18 protein-coding genes are annotated in these 20,989 nt (G+C 71.3%); 15 read left to right on the plus strand and 3 right to left on the minus strand.

All coding sequences use genetic code 11. From position 1 onward, the window contains the following. Positions 1 to 545 precede the first annotated feature (545 nt). From ccrA to pssA, 7 genes are all read left to right on the plus strand, one after another. A complete protein-coding gene (gene ccrA / locus AB0P17_RS09065) occupies positions 546 to 1,883 on the plus strand; it encodes a crotonyl-CoA carboxylase/reductase (protein ID WP_365808988.1) in 1,338 nt (445 codons plus the stop codon). A 58-nt stretch (positions 1,884 to 1,941) separates the two neighbouring features. Then, positions 1,942 to 3,954, plus strand: a complete 2,013-nt coding sequence (locus tag AB0P17_RS09070; RefSeq protein ID WP_365808989.1) for a protein meaA — start codon at positions 1,942 to 1,944, stop codon at positions 3,952 to 3,954. Beyond that, positions 3,951 to 4,976 (plus strand): CoA ester lyase, encoded by a 1,026-nt coding sequence (locus AB0P17_RS09075; RefSeq protein ID WP_365808991.1) that lies wholly within the window; start codon positions 3,951 to 3,953, stop codon positions 4,974 to 4,976. The genes AB0P17_RS09070 and AB0P17_RS09075 overlap by 4 nt, the downstream gene beginning before the upstream one ends. A 3-nt stretch (positions 4,977 to 4,979) precedes the next feature. Continuing rightward, entirely contained in the window at positions 4,980 to 5,486 is a 507-nt protein-coding gene (locus AB0P17_RS09080) for a MaoC family dehydratase (RefSeq protein WP_365808993.1), read from the plus strand. A 4-nt stretch (positions 5,487 to 5,490) separates the two neighbouring features. Next, the gene (locus tag AB0P17_RS09085) at positions 5,491 to 6,696 is read left to right on the plus strand and encodes an acyl-CoA dehydrogenase family protein (RefSeq protein ID WP_365808995.1); all 1,206 of its coding nucleotides are present in this window, start codon (positions 5,491 to 5,493) and stop codon (positions 6,694 to 6,696) included. 180 nt (positions 6,697 to 6,876) lie between these two features. Next, positions 6,877 to 7,524, plus strand: a complete 648-nt coding sequence (locus AB0P17_RS09090; protein ID WP_365808997.1) for a phosphatidylserine decarboxylase — start codon at positions 6,877 to 6,879, stop codon at positions 7,522 to 7,524. Beyond that, positions 7,517 to 8,371: a CDP-diacylglycerol--serine O-phosphatidyltransferase gene (gene pssA, locus AB0P17_RS09095; protein WP_365809140.1), complete on the plus strand. Its 855-nt coding sequence runs from the start codon at positions 7,517 to 7,519 to the stop codon at positions 8,369 to 8,371. Before AB0P17_RS09090 ends, pssA begins: the two co-directional genes overlap by 8 nt. A gap of 130 nt (positions 8,372 to 8,501) precedes the next feature. Here pssA and AB0P17_RS09100 read toward each other — a convergent pair whose 3' ends face one another. Continuing rightward, positions 8,502 to 9,656, minus strand: a complete 1,155-nt coding sequence (locus AB0P17_RS09100; RefSeq protein WP_365808999.1) for a glycerate kinase — start codon at positions 9,654 to 9,656, stop codon at positions 8,502 to 8,504. Positions 9,657 to 9,833: 177 nt separating this feature from the next. Here AB0P17_RS09100 and AB0P17_RS09105 point away from each other — a divergent pair, with 177 nt between their 5' ends. The 3 genes from AB0P17_RS09105 to AB0P17_RS09115 all read left to right on the plus strand — a co-directional run bounded on the left by AB0P17_RS09105 (position 9,834) and on the right by AB0P17_RS09115 (position 13,240). Next, entirely contained in the window at positions 9,834 to 11,054 is a 1,221-nt protein-coding gene (locus tag AB0P17_RS09105) for a MerR family transcriptional regulator (protein ID WP_365809001.1), read from the plus strand. Positions 11,055 to 11,271: 217 nt separating this feature from the next. Further along, complete coding sequence (locus AB0P17_RS09110) at positions 11,272 to 12,477, plus strand: hypothetical protein (RefSeq protein WP_365809002.1); 1,206 nt, start codon at positions 11,272 to 11,274, stop codon at positions 12,475 to 12,477. Between the two features lie 40 nt (positions 12,478 to 12,517). Beyond that, positions 12,518 to 13,240 carry a Sir2 family NAD-dependent protein deacetylase gene (locus tag AB0P17_RS09115; RefSeq protein WP_365809004.1) on the plus strand — a complete coding sequence of 241 codons (723 nt, stop codon included), beginning with the start codon at positions 12,518 to 12,520 and terminating at the stop codon, positions 13,238 to 13,240. Between the two features lie 9 nt (positions 13,241 to 13,249). On the opposite strand, the gene AB0P17_RS09120 is transcribed toward AB0P17_RS09115, so the two are convergent. Continuing rightward, positions 13,250 to 13,816, minus strand: a complete 567-nt coding sequence (locus tag AB0P17_RS09120) for a methylated-DNA--[protein]-cysteine S-methyltransferase (RefSeq protein WP_365809006.1) — start codon at positions 13,814 to 13,816, stop codon at positions 13,250 to 13,252. Positions 13,817 to 13,832: 16 nt separating this feature from the next. After that, positions 13,833 to 15,371, minus strand: a complete 1,539-nt coding sequence (locus AB0P17_RS09125) for an AlkA N-terminal domain-containing protein (protein ID WP_365809141.1) — start codon at positions 15,369 to 15,371, stop codon at positions 13,833 to 13,835. 719 nt (positions 15,372 to 16,090) lie between these two features. On the opposite strand from AB0P17_RS09125, the gene AB0P17_RS09130 reads away from it, so the two are divergent. From AB0P17_RS09130 to AB0P17_RS09150, 5 genes are read left to right on the plus strand one after another with little or no spacing between them, the layout of a single operon-like run. Further along, positions 16,091 to 17,941 carry a phage tail sheath C-terminal domain-containing protein gene (locus AB0P17_RS09130; RefSeq protein WP_365809008.1) on the plus strand — a complete coding sequence of 617 codons (1,851 nt, stop codon included), beginning with the start codon at positions 16,091 to 16,093 and terminating at the stop codon, positions 17,939 to 17,941. A gap of 35 nt (positions 17,942 to 17,976) precedes the next feature. Continuing rightward, the gene (locus AB0P17_RS09135; RefSeq protein WP_365809009.1) at positions 17,977 to 18,501 is read left to right on the plus strand and encodes a phage tail protein; all 525 of its coding nucleotides are present in this window, start codon (positions 17,977 to 17,979) and stop codon (positions 18,499 to 18,501) included. A gap of 45 nt (positions 18,502 to 18,546) precedes the next feature. Then, positions 18,547 to 19,293 carry a hypothetical protein gene (locus AB0P17_RS09140; RefSeq protein ID WP_365809011.1) on the plus strand — a complete coding sequence of 249 codons (747 nt, stop codon included), beginning with the start codon at positions 18,547 to 18,549 and terminating at the stop codon, positions 19,291 to 19,293. Further along, positions 19,286 to 20,071, plus strand: coding sequence for a hypothetical protein (locus AB0P17_RS09145; protein WP_365809013.1), 786 nt, complete (start codon positions 19,286 to 19,288; stop codon positions 20,069 to 20,071). Before AB0P17_RS09140 ends, AB0P17_RS09145 begins: the two co-directional genes overlap by 8 nt. A 4-nt stretch (positions 20,072 to 20,075) precedes the next feature. Next, positions 20,076 to 20,966 carry a DUF4255 domain-containing protein gene (locus tag AB0P17_RS09150; RefSeq protein WP_365809015.1) on the plus strand — a complete coding sequence of 297 codons (891 nt, stop codon included), beginning with the start codon at positions 20,076 to 20,078 and terminating at the stop codon, positions 20,964 to 20,966. Positions 20,967 to 20,989: the final 23 nt, after the last annotated feature.

Raw genomic sequence — 20,989 nt, forward strand, 5'->3', positions numbered from 1 at the left:
GTAGCGGCGCGCGCCCCGCGCCGGGCCGAAGGCCGCGGCCACGGCGGCGGGTATGACGGCGGCCGTCCCGTCGTCCGCCGAACCCGCCGCCGCGTCGGCCGCGCCACCGGTGACCGGCCGCGCCCCGCCAGGCCGTACCCGTAGCCCCGCCAGGCCGTACCCATCCCCGTACCCCCTGCCCGTCCGCGCACCCTCGCTTGCGCCCCCGTCGCCCCGTGAAAGTGATACGTACCGGCGGCCGGGCGGTAGGGATTGCTCATGCGTGCCACGAGCCCGACAAGTGAGACAGAAATTTGGCACCCAGTGCCTTGCCAGGTGTCACGGGGTGCCATACGTTGAAGGTGTCCGGCTGTCCCCGCAGGCGTATCCCGCCCGCGTCCCGGACGCCTGCGTCACAGGCACCCGCACCTCCGCGCCCCCGATCAGCGCGGTCCGCCGTACCCGCCGGACCCGCGATATCGGCACCGCCCCTCCACCGCAGTCACGCACGCGACCCCTCGCACTCGGATCCCCGCCCGGATCCCCGCTTCGCCGGAGGCACCACCGTGAAGGACATCCTGGACGCGATCCAGTCGCCGGACGCCGTGTCCGCCGACTTCGCCGCTCTGCCCCTGCCCGCCTCGTACCGCGCGGTGACCGTGCACAAGGACGAGACGGACATGTTCGCGGGTCTGGCCACCCGGGAGAAGGACCCCCGCGCCTCGCTCCACCTCGACGAGGTGCCGGTGCCCGAACTCGGGCCGGGCGAGGCCCTGGTGGCCGTCATGGCCAGTTCGGTCAACTACAACTCCGTCTGGACCTCGATCTTCGAGCCCGTGCCGACCTTCGGTTTCCTGGAGCGGTACGGCAGGCTCAGCGACCTCACCAGGCGGCACGACCTGCCGTACCACGTCATCGGCTCCGATCTGGCGGGCGTCGTCCTGCGGACCGGACCCGGCGTCAACGCCTGGCGCCCCGGGGACGAAGTGGTCGCGCACTGCCTCTCCGTCGAGTTGGAGTCGTCCGACGGGCACAACGACACGATGCTCGACCCGGAGCAGCGGATCTGGGGGTTCGAGACCAACTTCGGCGGTCTCGCGGAGCTGGCGCTGGTGAAGTCCAACCAGCTCATGCCCAAGCCCCAGCATCTGAGCTGGGAGGAGGCGGCGGCACCGGGGCTGGTCAACTCGACCGCGTACCGCCAGCTCGTCTCCCGCAACGGCGCCGGGATGAAGCAGGGCGACAACGTGCTGATCTGGGGCGCGAGCGGGGGGCTCGGTTCGTACGCCACCCAGTTCGCGCTCGCGGGCGGGGCGAACCCGGTCTGTGTGGTGTCCAGCGGCCACAAGGCCGAGCTGTGCCGGCGGATGGGCGCCGAGGCGATCATCGACCGGTCCGCCGAGGGGTACCGGTTCTGGAAGGACGGGGAGCGCCAGGACCCGCGCGAGTGGAAACGGTTCGGCAAGCGCATCCGCGAGCTGACCGGCGGCGAGGACGTGGACATCGTCTTCGAGCACCCGGGGCGCGAGACGTTCGGCGCCAGCGTGTACGTCACGCGCAAGGGCGGCACGATCGTCACCTGCGCCTCCACCTCCGGCTACACCCACGAGTACGACAACCGCTATCTGTGGATGTCCCTCAAGCGGATCGTCGGCTCGCACTTCGCCAACTACCGCGAGGCATGGGAGGCGAACCGGCTCGTCGCCAAGGGGAAGATCCACCCGACCCTGTCGAAGGTGTACCCGCTGGAGGAGACCGGCCAGGCCGCGCACGACGTGCACAGCAACCGCCACCAGGGCAAGGTCGGCGTGCTGGCGCTGGCGCCGCGCGAGGGCCTGGGCGTGCGCGACGAGGAGCTGAGGGCCCGCCATCTCGACGCCATCAACCGCTTCCGGGACCTGTGACCCGCCCCCTGTCCGAACGACCGGCCGCCCGACCGACCGAACCTCTGAGGGTTTCCACATGATCGATCGTCACAAGGACCGGCCCTGGCTCATGCGGACGTACGCAGGTCACTCGACCGCCGAGGCGTCCAACGAGCTGTACCGGCGCAATCTCGCCAAGGGCCAGACCGGCCTGTCCGTCGCCTTCGACCTGCCGACGCAGACCGGCTACGACCCGGACCATGTCCTCGCGCGCGGCGAGGTCGGCCGGGTCGGGGTGCCGGTCGCGCACCTCGGCGACATGCGCCGGCTCTTCCAGGACATCCCCCTGGAGCGCACCAACACGTCGATGACCATCAACGCCACCGCCATGTGGCTGCTGGCGCTCTACCAGGTGGTCGCGGAGGAGCAGGGCGCGGATCCCGCCGGGCTGCAGGGCACGACACAGAACGACATCGTCAAGGAGTACCTGTCGCGCGGGACGCATGTCTTCCCGCCGGGGCCCAGTCTGCGGCTGACCACGGACATGATCACGTACACGGTGCACCACCTGCCCCGGTGGAACCCCGTCAACATCTGCAGCTACCACCTCCAGGAGGCCGGGGCGACCCCGGTCCAGGAGATCGCGTACGCCATGTCCACCGCGATCGCCGTGCTCGACGCGGTGTTCGCGTCAGGACGGATCGCCGAGGAGCGCAGGGGGGACGTCGTCGGACGGATCTCCTTCTTCGTCAACGCGGGCGTGCGCTTCGTCGAGGAGATGTGCAAGATGCGGGCCTTCTCCCGCATCTGGGACCGGATCACCCGGGAGCGGTACGGCATCGAGGACGCCAGGCAGCGCCGCTTCCGCTACGGCGTCCAGGTCAACTCCCTGGGGCTGACCGAGGCCCAGCCGGAGAACAACGTCCAGCGGATCGTGCTGGAGATGCTGGCCGTCACGCTCTCCAAGGACGCCCGCGCCCGCGCCGTACAGCTCCCGGCCTGGAACGAGGCGCTGGGGCTGCCGCGCCCCTGGGACCAGCAGTGGTCGCTCCGTATCCAGCAGGTGCTCGCGCACGAGAGCGACCTGCTGGAGTACGGGGACCTCTTCGACGGCTCGCACGTCGTCGAGGCCAAGGTCGCCGAGCTGGTCGAGGGGGCCCTGGCGGAGATGGACCGGATCGAGGAGATGGGCGGCGCGCTGGCGGCCGTCGAGTCCGGCTATCTCAAGTCTCGGCTGGTCGCCGCGCACGCGGAGCGCCGGGCCCGGATCGAGTGCGGCGAGGAGCGGATCGTCGGCGTCAACTGCTACGAGTCCACGGAGCCCAGCCCGCTGACCGCGGATCTCGGCACGGCGGTCATGACGGTCGACCCGGCGAACGAGGCCCGGGTGGTGGCGGCCCTGGGCGCCTGGCGGGACGCGCGCGACGAGACCCGGGCCGCCGACGCGCTGAGCGCTCTGAAGAAGGCCGCCGCCTCCACCGAGAACCTGATGGCCGCGACCCTGCAGTGCGCCCGCGCCGGGGTGACGACCGGCGAGTGGTCCTGGGCGCTGCGCGACGTGTTCGGCGAGTACCGCGCGCCCACGGGGGTGGCCGGGGCGCCGCTCGCGGTGAGCGCCGAGCCGGGCACGCCGCTCGCCGCCGTACGGGAGAAGGCGGCCCGTACCGCCGGGGAGCTGGGCGCGGGGCGGCTGCGGCTGCTGGTCGGCAAGCCCGGTCTGGACGGGCACTCCAACGGGGCCGAGCAGATCGCCGTACGCGCCAGGGACGCCGGCTTCGAGGTGGTCTACCAGGGCATCCGGCTGACTCCCGAGCAGATCGTCGCGGCCGCGCTCGCGGAGGACGTGCACTGTGTGGGCCTGTCGATCCTGTCGGGCTCGCATACCGCGCTCGTGCCGGACGTGCTCACGCGGCTGCGCGCGGCCGGCGCGGGCGAGCTCCCGGTGATCGTCGGCGGGATCATCCCGAACGCCGACGCCGAGGCGCTGCGGGCGGCCGGCGTGGCCGCCGTCTTCACCCCGAAGGACTTCGGGATCACGGAGATCATCGGCCGTATCGTCGACGAGATCCGGCAAGCCAACAGACTCGACCCCTTGGAGGTCCGCCCATGACCGCGCCCGCCACCCCCGGGATCCCCGCGCCCGCCCCGTCCGGGAGCCCCGCGCCGGGGAGCCCCGCCCGGAACCGGCTGCGTCCGCGCCGCTCCTGTCTCGCCGTACCGGGCTCCAATCCGCGCTTCCTGGAGAAGGCGCAGGGGCTCCCGGCCGACCAGGTCTTCCTCGATCTGGAGGACGCGTGCGCGCCGCTCGCCAAGGAGGGCGCCCGGCACACCATCGTCGACGCGCTCAACAAGGGCGACTGGACGGGCAAGACACGCGTCGTACGGGTCAACGACTGGACGACGCACTGGACGTACCGCGACGTCATCACGGTGGTGGAGGGCGCGGGGCAGAACCTCGACTGTCTGATGCTGCCGAAGGTCCAGGACGCCCAGCAGATCGTCGCCCTCGATCTGCTGCTCACCCAGATCGAGCGGACGATGGGGTTCGAGGTCGGCAGGATCGGCATCGAGGCGCAGATCGAGAACGCCAGGGGGCTGGTGAACGTCGACGCGATCGCCGCCGCCTCGCCCCGTCTGGAGACGATCGTCTTCGGCCCCGCCGACTTCATGGCCTCGATCAGCATGAAGACGCTGGTGGTCGGGGAGCAGCCGCCCGGCTACGGCGCTGACGCCTACCACTACATTCTGATGCGCATCCTGATGGCGGCCCGCACCTATGATCTCCAGGCGATCGACGGCCCGTACCTTCAGATTCGCGATGTGGACGGGTACCGCGAGGTGGCACGGCGGGCGGCGGCGCTCGGTTACGACGGCAAGTGGGTGCTGCACCCCGGTCAGATCGAGGCGTCCAACGAGATCTTCTCGCCCTCGCAGGAGGACTACGACCACGCCGAGCTGATCCTCGACGCGTACGAGTGGCACACCTCGGCGGCGGGCGGCGCGAAGGGCTCGGCCATGCTCGGCGACGAGATGATCGACGAGGCCAGCCGGAAGATGGCGCTGGTGATCTCGGGCAAGGGCCGGGCCGCGGGCATGCGGCGTACCACCAGCTTCGAAGCGCCGGAGGGCTGAGCGATGCGGTTCGGACGCACCTTCGAGGAGTTCGAGGTCGGCGCGGTCTACAAGCACTGGCCCGGCAAGACGGTCACGGAGTACGACGACCATCTGTTCTGCCTGCTCACCATGAACCACCACCCGCTGCACCTGGACAGCAACTACGCCGAGAACACGACGGACTTCGGGAAGAACGTCGTCGTCGGCAACTACGTCTACTCGCTGCTGCTGGGCATGTCGGTGCCGGACGTGTCGGGCAAGGCCATCGCCAATCTGGAGGTGGAGTCGCTCAAGCACGTGGCGCCCACCTTCCACGGCGACACGCTGTACGGCGAGACGCTGGTGCTGGACAAGACACCGTCGAGGTCCCGGAGCGACCGGGGTGTCGTGCACGTGGAGACCAAGGGCTACAACCAGGACGGCACGGTCGTCTGTGTCTTCCGCCGCAAGGTCATGGTCCCGACGGAGAGCTACGTCAAGGAACGCGGCGGCGAACAGCCCGGCCGCCCTCAGCCGCAGGAGAAGTGACGTCATGAGCCGACTCGCCCAGACCGCGGGACTGACCGAGATCCAGCGGGAGATCCTGGCCACCGTGCGGGACTTCGTCGACAAGGAGATCCTGCCGGTCGCCACGGAGCTGGAGCACCGCGACGAGTACCCGACCCGGATCGTGGAAGGCCTGCGGGAACTGGGGCTGTTCGGGCTGATGATCCCCGAGGAGTACGGCGGTCTCGGCGAGTCGCTGCTCACCTACGCGCTCTGCGTGGAGGAGATCGCCCGGGGGTGGATGTCCGTGTCGGGCATCATCAACACCCACTTCATCGTGGCGTACCTGCTCAAGCAGCACGGCACGGCGGAACAGAAGGAGACGTTCCTGCCCCGGATGGCCGAGGGCACCGTGCGTGGCGCGTTCTCGATGTCGGAGCCCGGGCTCGGCTCGGATGTCTCCGCGATCACCTCGAAGGGGGTCAGGGACGGGGACGCGTACGTACTGAACGGCCAGAAGATGTGGTTGACGAACGGCGGCACGTCGAATCTGGTCGCCGTGTTGTGCCGGACGGACGAGGGCCACCCGGAGGGCACGGCCCCGCACCGGTCGATGACCACGTTCCTGGTGGAGAAGGAGCCGGGCTTCGGTGAGGTACGGCCGGGGCTCACCGTCCCCGGGAAGATCGACAAGATGGGGTACAAGGGGGTCGACACCACCGAGCTGATCATGGACGGAGTACGCATTCCGGCCAATCGGGTCCTCGGCGGGGCCACCGGCCGAGGGTTTTACCAAATGATGGACGGGGTGGAGGTGGGCCGGGTGAATGTCGCGGCACGTGGTTGCGGCGTCGCTCAGCGCGCCTTCGAGCTGGGTGTCTCGTATGCCCAGCAGCGTCACACTTTCGGCAGGCCCATCGCCCAGCACCAGGCGATCCAGTTCAAGCTGGCCGAGATGGCTACCAAAGTCGAGGCGGCCCATGCCATGATGGTCAACGCGGCACGCAAAAAGGACTCCGGGGAACGAAACGACCTGGAGGCAGGGATGGCGAAGTACCTCGCCTCCGAGTACTGCAAGGAAGTCGTCGAGGACGCCTTCCGGATCCACGGCGGTTACGGCTTCTCCAAGGAGTACGAGATCGAGCGCCTCTACCGCGAGGCACCGATGCTGCTGATCGGCGAGGGTACCGCCGAGATCCAGAAAATGATCATCGGGCGCCGACTGCTGGAGGAGTACCGATTCCAGGGTTAATTATCGTCTTTGATCCGCTTTGGTGGCGAAGAAAATCACACCCTGTGGTGCTCTCCCGCAAGCTTCAAGCCGCCCGACTCGGCTGCTGGCTTGCTCAGTTGCGGCTTGTAACCAGTACCATCGCTGAAAAGCCGCCGTCCCCCGTTGCCAGCGCGGCATCATCCGCTACGAAGGTCATCCATGCCCCACAGCCAAACCTCTGCACCACGCGGTCGTGTCCGCATCGCTCGCGGAGCATCGCCGTGGCTTCTCCCGACCGTCGCCACCGCGGCGATCGGACTGGCCCGCGCGCGCAGCTCCAAGCGTGCGGCAGTCCTCGCTGTGCCCGCCACCGCGCTCGCGGCGGGCATGCTGTGGTTCTTCAGAGACCCGGAGCGCGAGATCACGCAGGGCCGGGTCATCTCCCCGGCCGACGGTGTGGTGCAGAGCATCATGCCGTGGAAGGACGGGCGCACGCGGGTCGCCATCTTCATGAGCCCGCTGAACGTTCATGTCAACCGCGCTCCCCTCGCGGGAACCGTGACGTCCGTGGAGCATGTCCCCGGAGGGTTCGTCCCGGCGTTCAACAAGGAGAGCGAGAACAACGAGCGCGTCGTCTGGCACTTCGACACCGAGCTGGGTGACATCGAGATGGTGCAGATCGCCGGCGCGGTGGCCCGGCGCATCGTCCCGTACCTGCCCCAGGGGACCAAGGTGGAGCAGGGCGAGCGCATCGGCCTGATCCGCTTCGGCTCGCGCGTCGACATCTACCTTCCGGAAGGTGTCGAGGTCGCCGTCGAGGTCGGCCAGACCACGACCGCAGGGGTGACTCGAATTGACCGTGATTGATCCCGACACACAAGCAGGGTGGGCCGCGGAGGCCGAGGCGGAGGCCGAGGACGACGCGGAGGACATGCCGCTCTCACTGCGGCTGTCGATAGCCGACACCCTCACGCTCGGTAACGCCACCTGCGGCTTCATGGCGGTCTACTTCACCACGACCGGCATCCTGATCCCGCACCTCACGGGCAGCGACGAGAGCGGCATGGCGCGGCACTCCGCCGCGACCGCCGTGATCCTGATGCTCGCGGCGGCGATCTTCGACCTGTTCGACGGGCTCGTGGCGCGCAAGCTGCGCAGCTCCCCGATGGGCGCGGAGCTGGACAACCTCTCCGACCTGATCAGCTTCGGTCTCGCCCCGGCCTATTTCGTACTGGTGTACGGAATGGTCGCGGACGACGCGCATCAACGGGTCTCGGCGCTGGCCGCGGTCGTGGTGCTGCTGGCCGTCGTGCTACGGCTGGCGAGATTCTCCTGCGTGACGATGAAGGACGGCATGTTCCAGGGGATGCCGTCCCCGTTCGGCGCGCTGACGGTCGTCTCGATCGTCCTGCTGGAGCTGCCCTTCGTACCGACGACGCTCGCGATCGTCGGCGTGGCGTGGCTGATGGTGAGCCGGGTCGAGTACCCGAAGCCGCGGGGCGTCCTCGCGGTGGCCATGCTCAGCTGGATCGTGGCCGCGATGGGGCTGCTGGCGGCATGGGCGTTCGACGCGCCCGGCGGCCAGCTGCTGCTCCAGACGGGCTGCGCGCTCCAGGTGGTGACGGGCGCGGTGATCCCGCTCTTCGCCACGGCACGGCGGGTGAACACCTTCCGCGGCAACCGCCGCGAGGCGCGGGCGGCGCAGCTCCCGTAACGCACACGCGGACGGCACAAGGGAAGGGCCCGGGCGGACAGCGCCCGGGCCCTTCCCTTGTGCGGCGGTGTTCTTCGTACGAGGTCCTTCGTACGAGGCTCTTGTGCTAGCTCGGCTCGCTCAGCTCAGCTCAGCTCAGGAAGTCGCGGGCGATGTCCGTCGCCAGGCGTTCCAGCAGCGGGCCCGCCTGCGCCATGCAGCGGGCCGGGTCCGGTTCCAGGGCGGTGAGGGCGTAGGCGCGGGCGATCCCGGCCCGGTCCAGTGCCTCCGGGGGCAGGGCCAGCCGGCCGCAGACCGCGATGGTCTCGACGCCCTGCGCGCGGGCCGCCGCCGCGACGCCCGCGGGCGCCTTGCCGTGCAGGGTCTGCTCGTCGAGCGAGCCCTCCCCCGTGATCACCAGGGTGGCCCTGGCCAGGGCCGGGGCGAAGCCCAGCACGTCGAGCATCACCTCGATGCCGGGGCGGAAGCCTGCGCCGAGTCCGACGAGCGCGCCGTAGCCGATGCCGCCCGCCGCGCCCGCCCCTGGCGAGAGCGCGAGAGCGGCGGCCCGGGGGCCGACGGCCGCGGCCAGCACCGTGGCGTAGTGGGCGAGGGCCGCGTCGAGGACGGCGATGTCCTCGGGGCCCGCGCCCTTCTGCGGACCGTAGACGGCGGGGGCGCCCTGGGGGCCGGTCAGCGGGTTGTCGACATCGCTGGCGAGCACGACCTCCGTTCGGCCGAGCCGGGCGTCCAGACCGGAGAGGTCGGCGGTGGCCAGCTCCCGCAGTCCGCCGCCGCCCGGGCCGACGGGCTTGCCGTCCCCGTCCAGGAAGCGCGCGCCGAGCGCCGCGAGCATCCCCGCCCCGCCGTCGGTGGTGGCGCTGCCGCCCACGCCGAAGACGATGGTCCGCGCGCCCGCGTCGAGCGCGGCGCGCAGCAGTTCGCCGGAGCCGTACGTCGTGGCGGTGAGGGGGGCGAAGACACCCTCGGGAAGGTGCTGGAGCCCCGACGCCTCGGCCATCTCGATGACGGCCGTACCGTCCCGCAGGGCGTAGGCCGCGGTGACCGGGTCGCCCAGGGGGCCGGTCACCCGTGTCTCGTGCCGCTCGAAACCGGCCGCCACGGCCGCCGCGACCGTGCCGTCGCCGCCGTCCGCGACGGGCAGCGTCTCCACCGGCACGTCGGGGGCGACCCGCCGGAGCCCGGCCGTCACCCGCTCGGCGACCTGCGTCGCCGTGAGCGATCCTTTGAACTTGTCCGCCGCGATCAGTACCCGCGCGGTCGTGGACACCGCTCCGTCCGTCACTATGCATCCCTTACGTTCGAACAGGCAGTCGCGCCGCTCCGACCCTATCCGTACCCGTGGATTCTGCACAGAAGCGGCGGCGCGGACGGGAAGCGGTACGGGCTCCCCGCGTCCCCCTCTCCCGGATCCGCCGCCGGAGTTGACTTTCACGTTGCCTGAACCTCGACAATCACCGCCATGGACAGCACTACAGGCTCCACTCCGGTGGACATCTCGATCGGCCTCTTCCAGCCCGAGCTGCTGAGCATCAGCGCCTTCGCCCGGCGCGTCGGCCTCGCACCGAGCGCCCTGCGCTTCTACGACGACTGCGGCGTCCTGGTCCCCGCCCAGGTCGACGCCACCACCGGCTACCGCTCCTACAGCCTCGACCAGGAGATGCGGGCACGGGTGCTGCGGAGCCTGCGGGAGGCGGGGCTGCCGCTCGCGGAGGTCATGATCGTCCTCGACGGCGACCCGGACTCGGCCCGTACGGTGCTGGAGCGGCACCGCAGCACCGTACGGGAGAAGTCGCGGACGGCCGACGCCACGATCGCGGCCGTGCTGCGCTCCCTGCCCGGCCAGGAGAGCGCCGCGGACGGCGCGACCGGGGACGGGGACGGGGCCGAGCCGGTCACGCGCGTACGGCTCGGCGGGGCCGAACTGGCCGGTGCCGTACGGCAGGTGGGCACTGCGGTCGGTGACGACCCGGACCATCCGGTGCTCGGCCGGATCCTCGTCGAGATAGACGACAGCGAGGTCCGGCTGGTCGCCACCGACCGTTACCGCCTCTCGACCCGGGTTCTGAAGCCGGTGGTCGCGGTGGAGGGCCCGGAGCGTCAGGTGCTGCTGGACTCGGGGCCGTTGGCCGAGGCGGGCGCATGGGCGGCGCGGTGCTCGGCGGTGACCGTCGAGATCGGCGCGGACGAGGTCCGGATATCCGACGCGGACGGTTCCGGCTCCCGTGAACTGAGCCTGTGGAAGGGCGAGTTCCCCGCGTACCGCGACATGCTCGCCGAACTGCCCGAGACCCGCCACCGGTTGATCGTCGACCGGTCGGCACTGCTCGCCGCCGTCACGGCAGGCGCCGAGGCGGGTGCCGCGGCCGACGGCGAGGACGCGCCGGTGATCGCCCTGCGGCTCGGCGAGGACGACGTACACATCTCGCCGGTGCGTCCCGAGGACCCGGACGGCGCGCCGCCCGGGTCCACCACCCTGCGGGCGCTCCGTATCGGCGAACCACCCCTGCGGATCGGCTTCGACCCCGCCGTACTCGCCCCGGCACTCGACGCGAGCGTCGGCCCCGACGTCCTGCTGGAGATCTCCGAGGTGACCCGGCCGGTCGTCGTGCGCTCGGCGGACCAGGGCAGCTTCACCACCCTCGTCATGCCCGTCGCGCTGACCGCCACTCCGGAGGACTGACATGGCGGAGCACGGGCAGCACGCCCTCGCGGAGGCGATCCGGACCCGCGCGGCCTGAGTTCGGCCCGGCGCGGGGCGGGAACCCACCCGGCGCCGGGCCGGGTTGACGGTCCGTCGGGGCCGGCGCCGCGCGTTCATTCCGTGTTGGTCCCCCGTGCACGCCCTCGCGCCATCATCCTGGTGTCCCACCGGAGTCCCCCGACCCCCTGGAGGCATCATGCGAAGGCAGACACGCGGCCGGCTCACGGCGGCCCTGTTCACGTCCGCGCTCGTCGGATCGGCCGTCGTGGCCGGCGGGGGCGCGGCCCATGCCGAGGACGGGGCGGGGGCGCCCGCCGTACGGAAGGCCGCCGTGGCGGAGGCGGCCGCCCTCCCGGCCCTGCCGGTGTCGGTGGACGGCGGCGCCTGGGAGTCGGGGCATCTTCAGGGCACGGCCGTCGACCGCAGCAAGGGAGTGATGTACTTCTCCTTCACCAACCTGCTGGTGAAGACGGATCTGAGCGGGGGACCGCTGGGCTCCGTCACGGGCTTCACCGGGCACCTCGGCGACCTCGACTTCAACACGGCCGACGGCCGGGTGTACGGCTCCCTGGAGTACAAGGCGGCGAAGGCGTTCTACATCGCCGTCTTCGACGGGGACCGCATCGACCGGATGAACATGGACGCCGCGTCCACGGGCGTGGTCTCCACCGTCCATCTCGGCGAGGTCGTGAAGGACTACACGGCCGACATGAACGGCGACGGCGTCTTCGACGGCGACACCGCCGCCACCCCCGACCACCGCTACGGCTGCAGCGGCATCGACGGCGTCGCCTTCGGCTCCTCCTTCGACGGACGGGGCGGCCTCAAGCTCACCGTCGCGTACGGGATCTACTCCAACACCACCCGGCAGGACAACGACCACCAGGTCCTGCTCCAGTACGACGTCCGCGCGTGGAAGCAGTACGAGCGCCCGCTGACCGAGGACGCCCCGCACACCTCGGGCCCGCCGGCGCCGGACGGCAAGTACTTCGCGTACACCGGCAACACCACGTACGGCGTGCAGAACCTGGAGTACGACGCGCGCAGCGGCAACTGGCTGATGGCCGTCTACAAGGGCAAGAAGACCGCGTTCCCCAACTACTCCCTCTTCGTCATCGACGGTTCCAAGCGCGCGGTGCAGGGCCCGGTACGTGGTCAACAGCAGTCGGAGCGCGGGAAGTTGCTGTCGCTGCTGCCGCGCGGGCTGCACCACGCGGCGTCCGGTGTGTACGGCTGGGAGGCGGCCGGGCAGTACGGGCTGATCGCGCTGGACGACGGCCGCTACTACGTCGCCGAGGCCGGTACGGTCCAGTCGGGCGGTGTGACCCGGCAGACGGGCCGGGTGGTCCTGCACCGCTGGACGGGGCTGACACCGGACCCGTTCACGCGGGTGACCTCGTAATCCCTTCGCCGCCGTCCGGCCCGGCGCCTACGATCGGATCATGACTCTCGTCGCGATCCTCAGCGGCGCCGGGATCTCCACCGACTCCGGCATCCCCGACTACCGAGGGCCGAACGGCCTGTGGCGGCGCGACCCCGGTGCCGAGAAGCTCGTCACGTACGACACGTACATGGCGGACCCGGAGATCCGCCGCCGCTCGTGGCTGATGCGGCGCGACAGCCCCGCGCTGGGCGCCGAGCCGAACGCCGCACACCGCGCGATCGCCGAGCTGGAGCGGTCGGGGACGGCGGTCCGCGTCATCACGCAGAATGTCGACGGGCTGCATCAGCTCGCCGGTCTCCCCGCCCGCAAGGTGCTCGAACTCCACGGCACCGCACGGGAGATCATCTGTACGGGGTGCCATGTCCGCTCCTCGATGCGGGAGGCACTGGACCGGGTCGAGGCGGGCGAGGCGGACCCGCCGTGCCGTGCGTGCGGCGGGATCCTCAAGTCCGCGACGGTGATGTTCGGCGAGCGGCTCGACCCGGAGGTGCTGGCGCAGGCCCTGGCGATCGCCAAGGCGTGCGAGGTGTTCCTCGCGGTGGGCACGACTCTTCAGGTGCAGCCCGCGGCCTCGCTGGCGGGGCTGGCCGCGGACCACGGCGCGCGGCTCGTCGTGGTGAACGCCGAGCCGACGCCGTACGACGACCGGGCGGACCGGATCGTCCGCGAGCCGATCGGCACGGCGCTGCCCGCGCTGCTCGCGGAGTTCCACGGCGGCTGACCGCACGCCTCACCACAGCGCGTCGGTCACCGCGCCCCCGCCGGCCGCCGGGGCGCCCTCGAAGGCGAGGAGGCGCTGCTTGCGGCTCAGTCCGCCGCCGTACCCGGTGAGGCTCCCGGTGGATCCGATGACGCGGTGGCAGGGGACGATGATGCCGATCGGGTTCTTGCCGTTGGCCAGCCCGACCGCCCGCGAGGCGCCCGGCTTGCCGAGGAGTTCGGCGAGTTCGCCGTACGAACGGGTCTCGCCGTACGGGATCCGCAGCAGCTGCTCCCACACCTGGCGTTGGAACGGGGTGCCGTGCAGGGTGAACGGCAGGTCGAACGCCGTCAGTTCGCCGTCGAAGTAGGCGGTGAGCTGGCGCACGGTCTCCGTGAACGGGCCGGGGTCCGGGGCGCCGAAGGACTCCTCGGGCGGGCGGTGGCGCTGCTCGTGCATGTAGAGGCCGCTCAGGACGCCGTCGGTGGCGACGAGGGTCAGCGGTCCGTAGGGGCTGTCGATCACGGTGTGCACGACACGAACGGCCTGAGCGGGTCCGGCCGCGGTGGCGGCCGAGCGGGTGTTCTCCGGGGTCATGGTGTACTCAACTCCCTCATCCGGGCAGATGGTTGATGGCGTGGTCCTCGGTGGCCCACAGATACTGCACGGCGTACGCGCGCCAGGGCCGCCAGGCGGCGGCCCGCGCCGTCAGCGCGGCGGGCGTCGACGGCAGTCCGAGGCCCGCCGCGGCCCGGCGGATCCCGAGGTCCGTGGGGAGGAACGCGTCGGGGTCGCCGAGCGCGCGCATGAGGATCACCTCCACCGTCCACGGGCCGAAGCCGGGCAGCGCGGTGAGCCGGGCCCGCGCCTCCTCCCAGTCGCTGTCGGCGCCGAGCCGCAGCGTCCCGTCGGCGAGCGCCGCGACCAGTGTGGTGAGCGTGGTGCGGCGGGTGCGCGGGAAGGCCAGCGCCTCCGGGTCGAGCGCGGCGAGGGCCTCGGGCGACGGGAAGAGGTGCGTGAGGCCGCCCTCCGGGTCCTCGACCGGCTCGCCGTGCGCCCTGACCAGCCGGGCCGCGTGGGTCCGGGCGGCGGCAGTGGAGACCTGCTGGCCGAGTACGGCGCGTACAGCGAACTCGGCGGCGTCCACGGTACGGGGCACCCGCCGCCCGGGCGCCTTGTCGACCAGCGGGGTGAGCAGCGGGTCGGCGCGCAGTTGCCCGTCGACGGCGACGGGGTCGGCGTCGAGGTCGAGCATCCGGCGGCAGCCGCTGATGGCGACCGTGAGATCGCGCGGGTCGGTGAGGGAGAGCCGGCAGGCGATGTGGTCGGGGCGCGGGGTGAGGGCGACGATGCCGTGCCCGTACGGGAGGGAGAGTGTGCGGCGGTAGGCGCCGTCCCGCCACTCCTCGACGCCCGGGACGGCGGTGGCGGCGAGGTGGCCGAAGAGGTTGTCCGGGTTGAGGGGCGCACGGAAGGGCAGGCGCAGACAGATCACCCCGGGGGTTCGGGCCCGCTCGGGGTTCCCGGCCCGCTCCTGCCGGGCGCCTGGGTCCGGTGAGGTGTCCGGGATTCGCGCGGCGCGGGTGGCACGGGCGGCACGGTCGCGCAGCTCGCTCGGCGAGAGCGCGAACACCTCTCGTACGGTGTCGTTGAACGCCCGGATCGAGGCGAACCCGGCGGCGAACGCGACCTCGGCCATCGGCAGGCCGGTCGTCTCGATGAGCAGCCGCGCGGTCTGCGCCCGCTGGGCGCGGGCGAGGGCGAGCGGGCCCGCGCCCAGCTCGGCGAGGAGCTGGCGCTCGATCTGGCGGGCGGAGTAGCCGAGGCGGGCGGCGAGACCGGGCACGCCGTCGCGGTCCACGACCCCGTCCTGGATCAGCCGCATGGCGCGGGCGACGGTGTCGGCGCGGGCGTTCCACTCCGGCGAGCCGGGGCTGGTGTCGGGCCTGCACCGCTTGCAGGCCCGGAATCCGGCCTGCTGGCAGGCGGCCGCGCTCGGGTAGAAGGTCATGTTCTCGGCCTTCGGCGGCACCACGGGGCAGCTCGGTCGGCAGTAGATCCGGGTGGTCAGGACCGCGGTGAAGAACCAGCCGTCGAACCGCGCGTCCTTGGACCTGACGGCCCGGACACAGCGCTCCGTGTCGGCGTGCATCGCGAGGTGTGTGGCGGTGTGCATGGGTCCAGCATCGAGCATCCGGAGCGGCCCGGCTGGCAGGAAAACGACATCAGGGTCCGGCGCGGGGCACCCGCCCGGCACACCCTCCCGGCACCGCCCCGCACACTCTCCGGGCACCTTCCGGGCACTGCCCCGGGCACCTTCCGGGCACTGCCCGAACGCGGCCCGCGCACCCGCCCGGGCACCGCCCGAACGCGACCCCGTGCACGGACCGCACGGAAACCACCGCCAGGCAAAGGGGCGCGCCGGAGGAAAATCTCTTCGGCTTGTTTCCCACCCTGACTCGAAACCCTTCTGTGAAGCGATCGTGAATTAGCCTTCATATTCTTCCGGCCGTACGCCGCTGACCACGCCATTCATCCACCGGCCGGTCTCCCGCGAAAAAAAACGCCCGCTGACCGAATCGACCTCTTGACCATTCCTTGAGAAAGAAACGAGACTCGCAAGCGGCACGCATACATCAAGAGTCACAGCCGAGAGTCGCGGCTAAAGCGTCACGGCCAAGAGCGCAGCGCATGATCACGCGGATGACCGCGCGGATGACCATGCGAAACAGGTACCGCTATCGCACGGGGGTGTGACGGGGGAACGTGGGAAGTGCGTACGCATGTGCATTTTACTGGGATGCACGCGCGCCGTACCTTCACTTTTCCTCCTCATCTCATCTCTTGATGCGCGAAGGGAATGGAGGGGGAATGCCGTCGCACATGGGCTATCCCGGCGTATACATCGAAGAACTCCCCAGCAGCGTCCGTACCATCGCGTCGGTCACCACGTCGGTGACCGCGTTCGTGGGTCACACCCGCCGGGGTCCGCTCCACCAGCCGGTGCGGGTCACCAGCTTCGCCGACTTCGAGCGCCGCTTCGGGGGGCTCACCTCCCGCAGCGCCGTCGGCCACGCCGTGCACCAGTTCTTCGGCAACGGCGGGACCGTCGCGGTGATCGTGCGGGTGGCCAAGGCCGGCACCGGCAAGGAAGCGTGCGTCACGCTCAACTCCACCGAGGGGAAGAGCGAATGCCCCGTGCTGGAGGTGCACGCCAAGGAGCCCGGTGGCTGGGGCTCGCGGCTGCGGGTGGCGGTCGACCACGACACGCCCACCCCGGACCGTACGTTCAACCTCCAGGTCCTCGACGCGCGCGGCGGGGCCCGCGAGTCCTTCACCGGGCTGTCGATGGATCCCGGTCACGGGCGGTTCGTGGAAACGGTCGTCAACAGCGGCTCGGCCCTCGTCCGGGTCAAGGCCGTCGACCGGGACCGGCCGGACCCCTCCGGCACCGTCTCCAAGCCCTTCGCGGCCAAACTCCCCGACCTCAAGGTCGAACTGAAGGTCAAGATCGGCGACGTGGAGCGCGAGTTCACGCTCCACGACCCGCGCCACGACGGTGAAGCCCCGTCCAACGTCGCGGAGTTGGCACTGCTGCTGGAGCGCAAGCTGCGCGCGCTGCCCGACGCGCCGGGCAAGCATACGTACGCCGGTGTCCAGGTCATCCCGTTCGGCCGGCGGATCCAGGTCGTCGCCGGCTCCATCGACCCCGCCGACGTGGTGCGCTTCATCGGCGAGTGCGCCAACGACCTCGGCCTGGAGGGGTCCGTCAACCCGCCGGCGTTCGCCCTGGAGGGCGGCGAGGACGGCGACCCGCCCGGCCCGCGCGACCTCATCGGCAGCGAGGCGGGCAAGACCGGCATCCAGGCGCTGCGCGATGTCGACGACGTCAACCTGCTGGTCCTGCCCGAGCTTTCGGCGTACGAGTCCACCGACGACATGGTCACCGTGGTCTCCGCCGCCGGGCAGCTCTGCCAGGAGCGCCGGATCTTCCTGCTCGTGGACTCGCCCTCCGCCTGGGGCAGTGTGGACGCGGCACGGGCCGGCATCGGCGCCTTCGACGCCGTACGCGGCGATCACGCGGCGCTGTACTTCCCGCACGTACAGCTCACGGACCCGCTCACCGGACGGCTGCGCGCCTTCCCGCCGTCGGGCGCGGTCGCCGGGGTCATCGCCCGGATCGACAGCGAGCGCGGGGTGTGGAAGGCGCCGGCCGGCACCGAGGCGCGGCTGGCCGGGGTGCGGTCGCTCACGGTCAAGCTGAGCGACCGGGAGAACGGCCTGCTCAACCCGCTCGGTGTGAACTGCCTGCGCACGTTCCCCGTGGTGGGCCCGCTGGTGTGGGGCGCCAGGACGCTGGCGGGCGCCGACGCGCTCGACAGCGAGTGGAAGTACGTGCCGGTGCGGCGGCTCGCGCTGCATGTCGAGGAGTCCCTGTACCGCGGTCTCCAGTGGGTCGTCTTCGAGCCCAACACCGAGCAGTTGTGGCAGCAGATCCGGCTGAAGGCGTCGGCGTACCTCAACGACCTCTTCCGGCAGGGCGCGTTCAAGGGCGGCACACCGCGCGAGGCGTACTTCGTCAAGTGTGACAAGGACACCACCACCGAGGCCGACATCGACAACGGGGTGGTCAACGTCGTGATCGGCATCGCGCCGGTCAAGCCCGCGGAGTTCGTGATCGTCAAGATCCAGCAGGTCGCGGGGCAGTTCGACCTTTCCTGACCAGGCCGAGGAACAAGGAAACGCAAAGGAAACCGATGGCTGAGTTCCAGATCAACGCCCATCGTTTTGACCCCTACAAGAATTTCAAGTTCCTGGTTCTCTGGGACGGTCGAACGGTCGCGGGCGTCAGCAAGGTCAGTCCACTGAAGCGCACCACCGAGGTGGTCAAACACCGCCACGGCGGCGACCCCAGTTCTCCGCGCAAATCGCCGGGCCGCTCCGAATTCGAGGGGGTCACGCTGGAACGCGGTGTCACCCACGACCCGGAGTTCGACCGCTGGGCCAACAAGGTCTGGCAGGTCGGAGCCGGACTCGGCGCCGAGGTGTCGCTCCGCGACTTCCGCAAGGACATCATCATCCAGGTCCTCAACGAGGCCGGTCAGGTGGCGGTCTCGCACAAGCTCTACCGGGCCTGGGTGAGCGAATACCAGGTGCTCGGCGAATTGGACGCGAACGCGAACGCCGTCGCGATCCAGAGCGTGAAGCTCGAATGCGAGGGCTGGGAACGGGACTACGAGGTGGAGGAGCCGGTGGAGCCGTCCTTCACCCATCCGGCCTAGACGCGTCATTCTCCCGACCCGGATCCTGACACGGAGGACTGAGGGATGACGCCGACGGGCCCCGCCGAGCTGCTCGCCACCTGGGAGGCCGGACTGGCCCAGCACGGCTCGGGAAGGTCGCTGCTGCTGCACCGGGCGGCCCGCCCGGGTGCCGCCACCGACACCCTGCTGTCGCTGCCCGTCGGCGAGCGGGAGGCGGATCTGTTCGCGCTGCGCCGGGCCCTGTTCGGTGAGCGCATGCAGGTACGCGCCGAGTGCGGCGCCTGCGGGGCGGCCATGGAGTTCGACCTCGACGCGGCGGCGTTCGGCGCCCGGGGGCCGGGCCGGGACGGTCCACTGCGGGTGACGGAGGGCGAGTGGGTGGTCGAGTTCCGGCTGCCCACCGTCGCCGACCTCGCGGCGGCCGGCGCCGCGGCCGATGCGGCGGAGGCCCGCCGGCTGCTGGTGGCGCGCTGCACGGTCTCGGCCGTACGGGACGGACAGGCCGTGCCGCCGGAGCGGCTGACCGAGCTGCTGCCGGCCGGTGTCCAGCGGCGGCTGGCCGAGGCCGCGGCGGAGGCCGACCCGGCCGCCGAGGTGACCCTGAACGTGAGCTGTCCCGAGTGCGGTGGGGCCACCGCCGCCGAGCTGGACATCTCTTCCTATCTGTGGGCGGAACTCGACACCTGGGCAAGGGACTTGCTCCTCGACGTTCATCTGCTCGCCACCGCCTACGGGTGGAGCGAGCCGGAGATCCTGGCGCTCAGCCCGCTGCGGCGCCGTTACTACCTGGAGCTGTGCGCGGATGTCTGACTACTTCGACCGGCTGCTGGCCCGGCACACACCGGTGGCCGCGGCCGACGGCGCCGGGAGCGGGGACACCCCCGAATCGGGCGGCTCGGCCGGCTCTGCCGGGGTGACCCGGGTGCGGCCCCGGCTGCCCGGCCCGTTCGAACGCGTCGAGGCGCTGCGAACGGCACCACCGGAACCCGACGCGCCCGCTTCCCTGATCCCGGCGGCTCCCCAGCCGGCCTTCGGGACCGTCGAGTTGGTGCGGCACGAGCGCGAGGTACGCACGGACCGGCACACGGTCGTACGGACCGGGGCCGCGCGCGCCGACGAGGCGGCGGGGTGGCCGGACCCGGCCGCCGGACCCTTCCCCGACGCGGGGGAGCGGCCCACGGTACGGCCGGCTCCGCAACCCGCTGCCGGACCCCGAAAAGGAGCCGACGCCGGATCACACCCGTCCCGCCACCCGGCGGAGGCCGACGCCTTCCCCGCGCCGCGGGAGGCCCGGGCCGCGCCCGCAACCGGCGCGCCCGGTGCTCCGTGGGCCGCCGCACCGGGCCGGGCCCGCCCGCGCGACAGCGACACGACCACCGCGCGCGGCGCCGCGCAGGGCGGGGTGGGACGCCGGGCGCCCCGGCCCGCCGAGCGCGTGGTCCACGTACAGATAGGCCGGCTGGAGGTGAGCGCGGCGCCACCGCCCGGCGGGCCGCGCCCGGCGGCCGACCGCCCGGGCACCACCGGACGGCGCGCGCCCGCGCTGACCCTGGACGACTATCTGGCCCGCGGCGAGAGGAGGAACTGAGTTCATGAGCAACGCACTTGCCGTCGCGACGGTCACCCAGGCCCTGGCCCTGCTGATCGGGAACAACCTGGCTCCCGAGATGGACATCGCGGTCACGGTGGAGACGCGCAAGCCGCCCGCGGAACCCCCGACGGAGCCGACGATCAATGTCTTCCTCTACCAGGTCGCACCGAACCCCTCGATGCGCCACACCGACCTGCCGACCCGTGCCTCGGACGGCACACTGGTCAACCGCCCGGCGGCGGCGCTGGATCTGCATTTCCTGATCAGCGCGTACGGGGACGAGACCACGCTGGTCGGGCAGCGGCTGATCGGCTGCGTGATCCGCACGCTGCACGAAATCCCCGTACTGCCACAGGACTTGATCGAGCTGGCCGCCGAACGCCCGTATCTCGCGGGGAGCGACCTGGCCGCGTCCCCGCAGCGGGTGCGCTTCACCCCGACGGTGATGGACATCGACGAGACGTCCAAGCTCTGGGGGATGCTCCACCAGACCCCGTACACCCTGTCGGTGGCCTATCAGGCGTCGCTGGTCCTGATCGAGGGCCGCGAGAAGCCGGTGCCCGCGAAGCCGGTGGAACGGCGGACGGTCCGGGCCGTGCCGTTCAGGCCGCGTGGTGACCAGGCCTCGGCACCTACCGCCGAATCCCCCCAGGACAAGGCAGGCACCCCCACCCCCACTTCGACGCCCACTCCCACTCCCCCGTCCACGCCCGAGCCCGAGCCCGCGAAGAAGCGGGCTCAGAGCAGATCCGCCTCGTCCTCGTCGAAGCGGGCGGCGCCCTCGTCCCGTACCCGCAAGACCACCGCCTCGGGCGGACGCGGCCGGGCGAGATCGCGCCCCGCCGAGCCCCGGACGGACACCGACGCGGGCGACGACGGCAAGGAGAGCTGAGGAACGTGAGCGAGACGGGGGCG

Origin of the sequence: Streptomyces sp. NPDC088124 (assembly GCF_040685895.1) — a bacterium.
Classification (GTDB): domain Bacteria; phylum Actinomycetota; class Actinomycetes; order Streptomycetales; family Streptomycetaceae; genus Streptomyces.